Source organism: Atlanticothrix silvestris CENA357, assembly GCF_016056295.1.
Taxonomy (GTDB): Bacteria; Cyanobacteriota; Cyanobacteriia; order Cyanobacteriales; family Nostocaceae; genus Atlanticothrix; species Atlanticothrix silvestris.
Genome location: NZ_JAECZB010000113.1, coordinates 87374 through 98824 on the forward strand (window position 1 = coordinate 87374; position 11451 = coordinate 98824).

The 11451-nt window shown below is 42.1% G+C and carries 13 protein-coding genes; 8 read left to right on the top strand and 5 right to left on the bottom strand.

The annotated features are described in order from the left end of the window. The first annotated feature begins 200 nt into the window (after positions 1 to 200). Positions 201 to 380 carry a DUF433 domain-containing protein gene (locus tag I8751_RS29305; RefSeq protein WP_214442583.1) on the top strand — a complete coding sequence of 60 codons (180 nt, stop codon included), beginning with the start codon at positions 201 to 203 and terminating at the stop codon, positions 378 to 380. Between the two features lie 39 nt (positions 381 to 419). Here the strand turns inward: I8751_RS29305 and dcd are convergent, their stop codons facing one another. Further along, positions 420 to 1019: a dCTP deaminase gene (gene dcd, locus I8751_RS29310; protein ID WP_214442584.1), complete on the bottom strand. Its 600-nt coding sequence runs from the start codon at positions 1017 to 1019 to the stop codon at positions 420 to 422. Between the two features lie 55 nt (positions 1020 to 1074). Beyond that, positions 1075 to 1611, bottom strand: a complete 537-nt coding sequence (locus I8751_RS29315) for a P-loop NTPase family protein (RefSeq protein ID WP_214442585.1) — start codon at positions 1609 to 1611, stop codon at positions 1075 to 1077. Between the two features lie 351 nt (positions 1612 to 1962). On the opposite strand from I8751_RS29315, the gene I8751_RS29320 reads away from it, so the two are divergent. The 5 genes from I8751_RS29320 to I8751_RS29340 all read left to right on the top strand — a co-directional run bounded on the left by I8751_RS29320 (position 1963) and on the right by I8751_RS29340 (position 6619). Next, positions 1963 to 2592, top strand: a complete 630-nt coding sequence (locus tag I8751_RS29320) for an adenylate kinase family protein (protein ID WP_214442586.1) — start codon at positions 1963 to 1965, stop codon at positions 2590 to 2592. Between the two features lie 157 nt (positions 2593 to 2749). Further along, positions 2750 to 3511, top strand: a complete 762-nt coding sequence (gene rph, locus I8751_RS29325; RefSeq protein ID WP_214442587.1) for a ribonuclease PH — start codon at positions 2750 to 2752, stop codon at positions 3509 to 3511. Positions 3512 to 3753: 242 nt separating this feature from the next. Continuing rightward, entirely contained in the window at positions 3754 to 4476 is a 723-nt protein-coding gene (gene pgl, locus I8751_RS29330) for a 6-phosphogluconolactonase (RefSeq protein ID WP_214442588.1), read from the top strand. 311 nt (positions 4477 to 4787) lie between these two features. Continuing rightward, positions 4788 to 5609: an FHA domain-containing protein gene (locus I8751_RS29335; RefSeq protein ID WP_214442598.1), complete on the top strand. Its 822-nt coding sequence runs from the start codon at positions 4788 to 4790 to the stop codon at positions 5607 to 5609. A 266-nt stretch (positions 5610 to 5875) separates the two neighbouring features. Next, the gene (locus I8751_RS29340) at positions 5876 to 6619 is read left to right on the top strand and encodes a M50 family metallopeptidase (protein WP_214442589.1); all 744 of its coding nucleotides are present in this window, start codon (positions 5876 to 5878) and stop codon (positions 6617 to 6619) included. 315 nt (positions 6620 to 6934) lie between these two features. Here I8751_RS29340 and I8751_RS29345 read toward each other — a convergent pair whose 3' ends face one another. The 3 genes from I8751_RS29345 to I8751_RS29355 form a co-directional block, all read right to left on the bottom strand. Next, the gene (locus tag I8751_RS29345; protein ID WP_214442590.1) at positions 6935 to 7153 is read right to left on the bottom strand and encodes a hypothetical protein; all 219 of its coding nucleotides are present in this window, start codon (positions 7151 to 7153) and stop codon (positions 6935 to 6937) included. A 355-nt stretch (positions 7154 to 7508) separates the two neighbouring features. Continuing rightward, entirely contained in the window at positions 7509 to 8507 is a 999-nt protein-coding gene (locus I8751_RS29350) for a 2-hydroxyacid dehydrogenase (RefSeq protein WP_214442591.1), read from the bottom strand. 283 nt (positions 8508 to 8790) lie between these two features. Next, positions 8791 to 9168, bottom strand: a complete 378-nt coding sequence (locus I8751_RS29355) for a nuclear transport factor 2 family protein (RefSeq protein ID WP_214442592.1) — start codon at positions 9166 to 9168, stop codon at positions 8791 to 8793. A gap of 734 nt (positions 9169 to 9902) precedes the next feature. Here I8751_RS29355 and I8751_RS29360 point away from each other — a divergent pair. Beyond that, positions 9903 to 10379 (top strand): hypothetical protein, encoded by a 477-nt coding sequence (locus I8751_RS29360; RefSeq protein ID WP_214442599.1) that lies wholly within the window; start codon positions 9903 to 9905, stop codon positions 10377 to 10379. Between the two features lie 633 nt (positions 10380 to 11012). After that, on the top strand, positions 11013 to 11451 hold a 439-nt coding region (locus I8751_RS29365), incomplete at its 3' end, for a HEAT repeat domain-containing protein (RefSeq protein WP_404800462.1).

The following is an 11451-nucleotide window of genomic DNA, read 5'->3' on the forward strand; positions in this document are numbered from 1 at the left end:
CCAACAACTCGACCACTTCAAATGGAAATTTGAAGCTGTGTAGTTAAACCCTCAACAAGGCGTTGGCTAACTAACACTCCCACATGAAATAAGCACTCAGGGAGATCCAAGGCGCGACTCGTTCTAGAGTAAATTCATAGCTCTAGATGGTAACGTCAAGGTTCAGCCTTGACGTTACCATAACTGATTGGTGGATGTGGATGAAAATCCCACCCGTTAAGGGCAACATAACTTTAATTCTTGACTCTGACCCAGAGATTATGAGTGGAACTCTTGTATTTATGGAAACACGAGTTCCGTTACAGACTTTTTTCGACTATCTAGAATGCGAAGCAGGTTTAGCCAAGTTTTTGCGATCGCACTTTGATTTTTGGGTTTGATTTCAGGCGATCGCAGTCTGATTTTGATATATCATCAGACTAAATACGAGCCAGAGTTACAATCTCTAACTGATCTTGATATTTACCCTGTCGAGCTTCGTAACTAATAGCGCAGGGTTCACCTTCTAAAAATAGCAATTGCACCACGCCTTCGTTAGCGTAGATGCGACAATCTGCACTAGAAGAATTAGAAAACTCCAAAGTCAGATGACCCCGCCATGCTGCTTCCGCAGGAGTTAAGTTAGCAATTATACCACATCTTGCATACGTAGATTTACCTATACAAATTACTGTAATATTATTGGGAACCTCTAGTTTTTCTAGGGCAACCCCTAGCCCATAAGAGTGAGCAGGTAAAATAAAGTAACTGCCATCAGCATCGGTATGTAGCGATGTTGGCTCTAGATTATGAGGATTAAAGTTCTTGGGGTCAACTACAGTTCCCGGAATGTGGCGAAAAATGCGAAACTCAGCCGGCGAGAGGCGTATATCATAGCCATAAGAAGACAATCCATAGCTGATTACAGATTGAACCGCTACAGATTCGTCTTTTTGCACTTTTCGGATTAAGCTTGGCTCGAAGGGTGAAATCATACCCTGTTGAGCCTTTTCAGTAATCCAGATATCGTTTTTTATCACAAGTTCACAGCTAATTCAAACCGAATTACTAGGATATCGTGAAGTGGTACATTCTTCACGGTCTATGACTCCGACGGATTTCTGTAATTTGATCTGCTACATCCAAGAGAGATTTTGGCATCTCTGGCCCGGTGAGAATGATATCGACCTGGGGAGGACGTTTTGTTAAAAAATCTAAAACTTCAGCTTCCGGAATTAAACCAAAGTTAATCGCCAAACTTAACTCATCTAAAACAACGAGAGAATACTTACCTTCACACACTACCTGCTGTGTATACTGCCACAACTTTTGTAAAGCTTGATTTTCCGCTTCATCTAAATGTGGTGTATCAATGCAGCGGGGTAAATCGCAGCGAATCCAATCTAAATTTTGTCCTAACTGAATTGGTCGCTCTTGTCCTTGATTAATACCACCTTTGAGGAACTGTATTACTAAAACTGATGTACCTTGTCCGGCAATTCTCAGTGCTTGAGCCATAACACTCGTAAAAAAGTTACGGTGTTGGCTAGTGAAAACTTGTAGTAGTCCTTCAACTGGGTGAGGTAAGTTAAGAGTCGAATTTATACCGGGGGTTTCTAACTGTGCAACCATAGCGGGAAGTTCAAAAGATTACAAAAAGTTAAATAGGTTTACAGAGAATAGTTATTGCAAATCTATCTGTATAATCAATGCTGTTTTAGACGACTGTACTATGTACTATATGTAAAAATCTGCTTTATTAGTCAAACACTAGATTTGTGCTGAAGTCAAGGGTAAGTGATATTGACATTTTTGTTTTTTGAATGAAACTAGTCATAACAATGAAAACACGTAATTGGCAGTTCAAAATATTTTCCAGATCCAGAGGTTAAATATGCAAATAACTATATATTAAACATCCCTTTGATTTGTGCATAACAAATTCATAGTGTAATTATTTTTACAAATTGAGGAGTAACTGTTGTGAGATTGGTGATTCTGGGAGGCTCAGGGTCGGGGAAAAGCACTCAAGCACAAAAACTTTGTAGCCATTTTGATATTCCTCAGATTTCCACAGGTGAGATTTTGCGGGAAGCAATGTCTAGCAATAAGTTGCTATTTTATCCTTCTACTTCTTTTTTGCAATGCAATAACGGTTTTGCCGAACATGTATTTGCTAACGTTAACGATTTAGGTCGTCATGCACAACCTTATGTAGCAAAGGGGGAGCTAGTCCCAGACGAAATGATGATTGAATTAATTAAGTTACGACTGACAAAGCTTGATGTCAATTGTGGTTGGGTATTAGAGGGTTATCCTCGTACTGCCTTCCAAGCTGAGGAATTGGATTTTTTGTTGGATGAATTGGAGCAAGAATTAAACTGGGCAATTTATCTACAAGTACCAGAAGCAGTCATGGTTAGCCGTTCTTTAGGGCGTTCACGGCCAGATGATCAACCCGAAATCGTGCAGCGTCGGGTAGAAGTTTTTTACGATCGCACTGTTCCTATCTTAGAATATTACGACCGTCGCCGTCGTTTGTTAACTATTAACGGTGATCAGTTACCAGAAATGGTGCAGCAAAATATTTTAACCTTGCTCTCAGTCCCCTAAAACAGTATTGAGTTCTCCTGACATAAATTTTTAGGGGTTGCTGTATACTTCACAGTAATATAAAGCCGCTGTCCAGTCTATGATATGGACGAGTTGCGACACTGAGGTAATCTGAAGGCAGTATTCTTCATAATATAAAAATCTTGAGGCAATTCAAATGGTTTGGCAACGTCCTGACGAGCGACAACCTTACCAACTACGTCCTGTAAGCTTTCACAAAGGCTTTACCCGCTTTGCACCTGGTTCAGTTCTGACAAGATGTGGCGATACTCAGGTACTTTGTACCGTCAGCGTGACTGAGGGAGTACCCAAGTTTTTAGCCGGAACTGGCAAAGGTTGGTTAACATCGGAGTATCGAATGTTACCTTCTGCAACTCAGAAACGACATGAACGGGAATTACTGAAATTGTCTGGGCGGACTCAAGAAATTCAACGTTTAATTGGGCGCAGCTTACGAGCAGCAATAGATTTTGAGGTATTAGGAGAACGTACCTTAACTGTGGATGCCGATGTATTACAGGCAGATGCTGGTACTAGGACAGCAGCAATTACAGGGGGATTTGTCGCGTTAGCTAGTGCAATTTCGCAATTATTACAGCAAGGAATATTAGAGCGATCGCCTTTGTGCGGACAAGTAGCAGCAATTTCTGTAGGTTTATTACAGGGTGAGCCATATTTGGATTTGAACTACATCGAAGATGTGGCAGCAACAGTAGATTTAAACGTGGTGATGAATCAACACTTGGGCATCATTGAAATCCAGGGAACAGCAGAAGAAGGCAGTTTTAGCCGTACCCAGTTGAATCAGCTGCTCGATTTTGCCGAAAAAGGTATTCAACAACTGTTAATCGCCCAACGAGAAGCGATCGTTGACTGGGAAACACTGTATGTGGGAGATCAGGGGAGCAGAGAGGCATAGGGGCAGAGGAAGCAAGCAGAATAACCACTGACCACTAACCACTGACCACTGACCACTGACCACTGACCACTGACCACTAACCACTGACCACTAACCACTGACCACTGACCACTGACCACTGACCACTGACAACTGACAACTAACCAATAAGTCTTGATGTTAAATGTTTCAAAAGTTAAAAAGGGGGATTGTCATAAATTCGGTATTGTATTGCTGGAAGACGGCAATATGATGGTAAAGCCATGAAGAAAACTGTTGAAGTTCTATCAGATCAGTCAGCGCTGATTGCTCGATCGCTAGATTTGATTTTGTCCAGGCTGGAAACTGCCATTGAGCAACGGGGGATATTTACCATCGCCTTATCTGGCGGTAGCACACCAAAGCCTTTGTACAAAGCGATCGCCAATCAAAAACTGCCTTGGGATAAAATCCATGTATTCTGGGGAGATGAGCGTTATGTACCACCAGATCATCCCGATAGTAACGAACTAATGGCGCGGCAGGCTTGGCTGGATCAAGTTGACATCCCGGCGGCTAACATTCATGCTACCCCGACCTTAGAAGGCAATCCAGCGGTGTCAGCTGCTAAATATGAACAGCATCTACAAGAATTTTTTCATTCTGCACCAACCGAGTTTCCGTCTTTGGATGTAGTATTGCTAGGAATGGGTGATGATGCACATACCGCATCTTTGTTTCCTCACACAGACGCTTTAAAAGTACGCGATCGCCTGATTACTGTGGGTAACAAAGACGGAAATCCGCGCATAACCTTCACATACCCATTTATCAACGCGGCTCGTAGTGTAATTTTTGTGGTAGCTGGCGCTAATAAACGACCAGCTTTAGCTCAAATCTTCGCACCTGAAGCAGATGATTTTGCTTACCCATCCCGCTTAATTCAACCCCAAGGAGAACTTTGGTGGCTACTGGATGCAGCGGCAGGTTTGGAACTTCAATCTTAACTTGAGCATCACAAGTAATTGTTAAAATCGAAAGCTAGAGTTGCTTCTGTGCCAAACTTCCTACGTCTACCGTAGCCTAGCTTTTGCTCGACTTTAAAAAAGTAAGTGGCGTAAAATCCCAGACGCTCGTAAACTCGTGCAGCAAAGCGCTAACGGCGGAAAAACACAGCGTTGTTTTCCTGTAATAGCAAGTGTCTGTAGGGTTTACAACAAAAGCTGCCATATTTTATAGAAAGTTGCAGAAGCATCTACCTAATTCTCTCTGCTTGCCAGCACTATTTTACGATGATCTTGAACAAAGGCTTAAATTGATGATCGTCTGTCCTAATTGCAATCACCCCAATCCAGACGGGGCTGTCCAGTGTGAAGCTTGTTATACGCCGTTACCAACAACTAGCAACTGTCCCAACTGTGGGGCAACTGTGCAGGCAGATGCCGCTTTCTGCGGTCAATGTGGTTTTAACCTGCATTCAACTGCTGCCCCTGCTACCCCTGCTGCTGCTACATCTGTAGCCACAGTTGCTCCCGACATCCCAGTGGAAGTACCACCATTAGTTGAACCTGACCCACTTTTAGAACTTTTACAACCAGACTCCTTGGGAATCAACTCGCCTGCTGTTTCACCTCTACCACCAACAGCAATGGCAGCAGCACCACCAGAGGTTGCGGCTCAACCTGTAATTTCTGAGTTAGAAGTTCCTGCACCGGAACCAGAACCAACGCCACCTCCTGAGCCTCCTGCACCACCAGAACCAGAAGCGGCAGCGCCTCCTATGGCTGGTGCTTCCAGAACACAATTACAACAGATAACAGCGCGGTTATTTCACGTCCAAAGCGATCGCGAAATTGAATTACCGCAAACTTTGTCTGTGATTCATATCGGTAAGCCTAATGATCGGATTCCACCAGATATAGATGTTTCCGGATTTACCAATTCCGAAATTGTCTCTCGGATACATGCGGATATTCGTGTTGAGGGAGACGCTCACTATATAGAAGATGTGGGTAGTTCTAATGGTACTTACATTAACAATTTACCCTTGTTACCAGGGAACCGCCACCGCCTCAGACCGGGCGATCGTATTAGCTTGGGTAAGGGAGACTTAGTAACATTTCTCTTTCAACTGGCTTAGTTGATTATTTATCAGATTGCATCCACCATCTCTCAGTTTGGGGGATGAACAAATTCTCTGCATCAGACGGGCGACGGATAACTATATCGTTCTATATAGCGCCATAGTTGACCGCCGTCGCTTCGAGATGCAAATCCACTACAGTAAAGAGCATATAAATTAAGACATTTTGAAAGCGTCAATGTCAGGAACAGTAATCCTGCCTCCTGGCTCCATGAGTACACTAGGATGGAAGAAACTACACTTTAGGCTCAGGAAATTGACCTATGAGGGAACCAGGAAAAGACTTTGAACCCTTGCTTGCAAAAGAAGCTCCGCCACAAGTCGAACGTATGGGCTTAACTTGGCTCACAGGAGCTGCGATCGCCACTATCCTGCTATGGCAAGTACCAGGAGGTGACTATATTTTATACCCATTTACTATCCTGGCAACTTGGTTTCATGAAATGGGTCATGGTCTGATGGCTCTCATCTTAGGGGGACAATTTCAGAAATTACAAATTTTTAGCAGTGGTTCTGGCGTAGCAACTTATGGTATTTCGCGATCTTGGGGGACAATTGGCCCGGCTTTGGTGGCAGCAGCAGGGCCGATGGGGCCCCCTCTTGCCGGTGCAGCTTTGATTTTGGCTTCCCGCAGTTTTAAGGCCGCTTCTTTAAGTTTGAAAATTTTAGGTAGTTTTTTACTACTTTCAACAGTAATTTGGGTACGTTCTTTGTTTGGTTTGGTAGCAATTCCCTTGCTGGGTTTAATTATTCTGGGTATTTCCCTAAAAGCTCCTCGTTGGATGCAAGGGTTTGCTATTCAATTTTTGGGTGTGCAAGCTTGTATAAGTACGTACCATCAACTTAATTATCTATTTAGCTACAGTGCTGGCCCCTTGGGACTTTCTGATACAGGACAGATGCAGCAGTATTTGTTTTTACCTTACTGGTTTTGGGGTGGATTGATGGCGATCGCATCTTTGGTGATTTTAGTCCAAAGTCTCCGTATCGCCTATCGCTCTGAATGAAGAAGGGAAAAGGGGAAGAGGGAAAGGGGAAAGGGAAACCCATATTTAAAAATAGGCGAAGCTTCTGGACAGAGGATTCTGCCCAAAGAGCTTCGCGAGTAAAAGTTTATTCTCTAGTTTCTCAAAAAAATACAGTTCGGTTAAGGTTTTTAATAGATTACAAAGACGCGATTTATCGCTGTCTTTAGAATAATCAGTGCTTCGTAGAGACGGCTATTTATCGCGTCTCTTACCTTAACTAAATAGTATTATCTTACCCCCGCTTATTGTAAAGTTGGAAACTAGAAGATTGTAAAATTGACGGGCTTTGTCGATTTAGCCCATAATATAGCCACCAAAGCCGCGACCATAGCCACCGAAGCCGCGACCATAGCCACCGAAACCGTGACCATAGCCACCAAAACCGTGACCATAGCTGCCGCCACCGCCACAGCTACCACCACAGCTACCACCACAGCCACCACCAGTAAAAAGCTGTTGGTCTTCTGAAGATAAGTCCACAAGCAAATCAAATTTCATGGTTTTTTCTGTCATGATTGTTTACCTTATATACCTATATAGGTGTACAGTACCTATGCTTTTCTTTATAAAATAATTCTTTAGTAATTAAATTATTCCAAAGTCAGAAGTAAATAGGTAAAATTCATAGCGCTCAGCTGATGAAAATTCTAGATTTAAACTTAAATTTATCGGGTTTTAAGTCTTTAGAATGCTTACTAATATTTAATTCCTAAAACCTTTCCTTGGTAATTTTTACAAGATACTGGGAAAGAATTAAGGAAAAATATATAGCTATTAATCTTCCTCAGATTTATCAATAAATCTAAGAACTAAGTGCGATCGCAATTTTGCCAAGTTCAAAATTTTATCAGCCAATCGGCTCTTTAGCTTATGATTGAGCGCGGACTTCATTCGGACAGGAACGACCTTGTTCAACGTCAGTAATATTAGCAAAAGTTGTATCTGCAATATTTTGCAGAGCTTCTTCTGTAAAAAAAGCTTGGTGTCCAGTAATCAATACGTTGGGAAATGTTGTCAAGCGTTGAAAAACATCATCTTGAATAATTTCACCAGACAAATCTTCAAAAAATAAATCTGATTCTTGCTCGTAAACATCTACACCCAAAGAGCCTATCTGACAAGACTTGAGTCCTTCAATTACAGCTTGGGTATCAATCAACGCTCCGCGACTTGTGTTAATTAACATTACCCGCGGCTTCATTTTTTCTATAGCTTCGGCATTAATTAAATGATGAGTTTCGGGAGTTAGGGGACAATGCAAAGAAATAATATCAGAGTTAGCAAATAGCTCAGGTAATTCTACATATTTACCACCCATTGCCTCTAGTTCTGAGCTGCGGTAGACATCATAGGCTAGTAGTTGACAGCCAAACCCTTTCATAATCTGTCCTAAAATCAGACCGATTTTTCCAGTACCGATAATTCCCACCGTGCGACCGTTTAAATTAAATCCCAAAAGTCCTGTGAGGGAGAAATTACCTTCTCGGACGCGGTTATAGGCATGATGAATTTTGCGATTGAGGCTCAAAATTAAACCAACGGCATGTTCTGCTACCCCATAAGGTGAGTATGCAGGAACACGGACAACAGTAATTTTCAAGTCTGCTGCGGCTTGCAAGTCTACATTGTTAAACCCTGCACAGCGGAGAACAACTAGCTGCGTTCCACCTGAGGCGAGAATCTCTAAAGTTGCAGCATCAACTTGATCATGTACAAATACGCAGACTGCCGGAAATCCGGCGGCTAAAATAGCAGTATCACGGTTCAGTCGGGGTTCAAAGAAAACCAACTCATGTTGATTGGGAGAATTTGCAGCCGATAAGAACTGCCGATCATAAGCTTTTGTGCTGAATACTGCGACTTTCATCCAAAACCTTAGGCTGAGACTGCATATTTTCCCATATATCATAGCTTGGGGATTTAGAGGTGCGTTAGCGTCAGCTTTGCCGCTAGGCCTGCTCCTCTTCTAACTGCCAGCCATAGTAGCCATAGTTATTTGTCATTATTTGGGAAGTTCACAACTAAAGCAAAACTTTAGGATTCAGGGTCAACCGCTTTGCGGAAGTCAAAAGTCAAGTTTAATTTGTTCGTAGTAAGGACTTTAGTCTTTCTTGATTTAAGCACTGAAGTGCTTACTACAAACCCCTTGTTTATTGTTGGTTACTGGCTGGCGTTTTAGTGTCGAAATATTCACGCCATCGGCTGATGCAACCATCTTGAAAATCTATCACAATAACATCGTCGGCTTTGTTACGACGACCTGTAGCTTTTTCAGTGTCTTCATAATACCACTCGACGGCGGCTTGATTATTCTCAATCAAAACCCGCCGAATCTCAATTTTTACATTGGAATATTGTTGAGCAAAATTCGTAATTTCTTCTCGAATTTTTGCTTGTCCTCGCCATTTTTGACCAGGCACAATAATTTCACCATCTGCTGTAAATATTTGCGCGAGAGCATCAGCATCTTGACTAGCCCAAGCATATCTGGCTTTTTCAATTAAAGTCCGAATCTCTTGTTGATTCATATTATTTTGATTTGCAAATGCAGGGTTATTTAAAAATCCTATACTAATAAATGCTATGATTCCTAAGATTAAACAGTGCTTAAAAAGCAAGATTGTATTTACAAAACTCATTTTAAATTAAATATAATTTACCAAAAAGATGAAAATTACAAAAGAAACAGAAAACTAACTTTGGATAGGTAATAGCAATTAATCCAGTTATTTCTTCAGCTTGATTATAGTTATTCCCCTAGAGAGACTAAGTTTAAACTTTCAAGTTGCTATTGTTATTACATAACAGTTTAGTACTGGATGGGTGTTATGCCGCTGTGACCCATTGTCATGTATCCAAGGAGAGCGATCGCAGATACATGGACGGTACAAAGACTAACTAAACTAAGCAAGGTGTGGAGTTTTTATCGCTTCCTCCACTTTGTTACTACCAAAGGAAGGCTAAACCCTTCATCAGAGCGGTCTGAGGTGGTAGATTGCTAATGTTTTTTTAGTTTCTTAAATTTAAGTTGCTATATTAATCAAACTGCCTTTGTTCATCAAGTGAATGAAGGCAGTTTAACTATTATTAATTACAGATGTGTAGCGACTGTCTTGAAAACCAAGCGATCGCAATAAAAAATCAGACAAAGGAAAAATCTGGGTGTTGGGTTTTTTTTATACCCAATGCCTATTGTTTCAAAACTGTGCGATCGTCTTTACCAGTGGGAATCATAACAAAAATTCTCTACGGTAAAGATATTATGGCTTACCAAAACATTACCGCTTCCCTTTCCCCAGCAGATATCCAAGAAATTAAAGCCGCCTTTGCGACTATCCAAAAAAAGTTACCTTTTCTCGTAACTCTGAGTGTGGAAGAACGACGCAAGTTATTTAAAATGGGCGATAAAAGCCTAGCCTTTGTCAACACTAGTCTGACTGCTGCCCAATCTAACCGGGACATTTTACCAGCCAGCTTTGATGTAGACGAATTTGTGCGCGATTGTCAACTAGCCGCCACCCTCACCGAACTGTTGATTGGATTGCAACAACTGACAGAACAGGTAGATGATACCCTGATGGCTGTCGGCAGCGAAGCAATGGGCAGCAGCTTGACAGTTTACGACTACGTGAAGACTGCTGCTAAGAAAACTCCAGGGTTAAAAACTATTGCCGAACAGTTAGGCGAACGGTTTAAAGCTATAAAAAGTAAGCCTGCTAAAGCTACTTCTGATTTATAGGCAAATATTGCCATTCGGTTTATAGCCGTTCTCGCTTGCGTCAAATACAAGCATTCGTAGGGGCACAGCATGCTGTACCCCTACCGCGTATCGTGGTGTAGTGCATTCAAACAATAAGTGCTGTAGTCTTTGAACTTCGTGAATGAGTAGTTAAACCTCATTAATGAGTCTTTGATACTCGTCGGCGAGTCTTTGATACTCATAGACGAGTCTTTAATACTCGCGGATGAGTTTTTGATACTCATAGGCGAGTCTTTGATACTCGCGGGAGAGTCTTTAATACTCGTAGACGAGTCTTTAATACTCGCGGGTGAGTCTTTAATACTCGTGAGCGAGTCTTTAATACTCGCGGGTGAGTCTTTGATACTCGTGAGCGAGTCTTTAACACTCATGAGCAAAGATCAACATCAAGCCTGTTCTCTTACTTTGCGTCCTTGGCGTTCTTGGCGGTTCGTTTCTTCATTCTCTTATTCCTGCCTGAACCCAGCATAGTAAATTTCCAAATTTGGGATGCTCCCACCAATACAAACCTAAAAACCCAAATAAAATCTGACTTACTCAATCAGGAATTAGAAGTTGCAAGGTTGTTATCATACCCATAATCGCGTGTAATCTGCCACCTTGCCTCCAATTATGCTGCTAACTCCCCGCCAGAACAGCAAGCTTTCCCTCTTTTTCTTTTTCTGCTTCACCTTACTCCTAACTCTCTTCCTCTCTCTACCTTGGGTAAACGCCAAAGAAACCCCCAAACCCAAACCCCAAGATTGGCAGATTAACGGTATATCAGCCGCCCTTGATGATGGACACGACCAAATTAAAAAATATGCTCTGGACAAATTAGTTGAATATGATCTCAAAGATTTAAAATCCCCGGTGAAGAAACCAGAGGATATTGCCGAAAAAGCTGCCAAAATCCTCAAGGATGAAAAGGTGTCCGCCGGCGTTCGTTCAAGTGCGGCATCGGCATTAGGCAACTTGGGAGACGCCGCAACCAAGTATGTCCCTGACATCGCTAATATCCTCAAGGATGAAAAGGTGGACGCCTTCGTTCGTTCAGATGCGGCATCGGCAT

Excerpts from the sequence above, each read along its gene's own strand:
- I8751_RS29305 (WP_214442583.1), top strand. The coding sequence starts at position 201 with ATGAAAATCCCACCCGTTAAGGGCAACATAACTTTAATTCTTGACTCT.
- I8751_RS29315 (WP_214442585.1), bottom strand. The coding sequence starts at position 1,611 with ATGGTTGCACAGTTAGAAACCCCCGGTATAAATTCGACTCTTAACTTA.
- rph (WP_214442587.1), top strand. The coding sequence starts at position 2,750 with ATGGTTTGGCAACGTCCTGACGAGCGACAACCTTACCAACTACGTCCT.
- pgl (WP_214442588.1), top strand. The coding sequence starts at position 3,754 with ATGAAGAAAACTGTTGAAGTTCTATCAGATCAGTCAGCGCTGATTGCT.
- I8751_RS29335 (WP_214442598.1), top strand. The coding sequence starts at position 4,788 with ATGATCGTCTGTCCTAATTGCAATCACCCCAATCCAGACGGGGCTGTC.
- I8751_RS29340 (WP_214442589.1), top strand. The coding sequence starts at position 5,876 with ATGAGGGAACCAGGAAAAGACTTTGAACCCTTGCTTGCAAAAGAAGCT.
- I8751_RS29345 (WP_214442590.1), bottom strand. The coding sequence starts at position 7,153 with ATGACAGAAAAAACCATGAAATTTGATTTGCTTGTGGACTTATCTTCA.
- I8751_RS29350 (WP_214442591.1), bottom strand. The coding sequence starts at position 8,507 with ATGAAAGTCGCAGTATTCAGCACAAAAGCTTATGATCGGCAGTTCTTA.
- I8751_RS29355 (WP_214442592.1), bottom strand. The coding sequence starts at position 9,168 with ATGAATCAACAAGAGATTCGGACTTTAATTGAAAAAGCCAGATATGCT.
- I8751_RS29360 (WP_214442599.1), top strand. The coding sequence starts at position 9,903 with ATGGCTTACCAAAACATTACCGCTTCCCTTTCCCCAGCAGATATCCAA.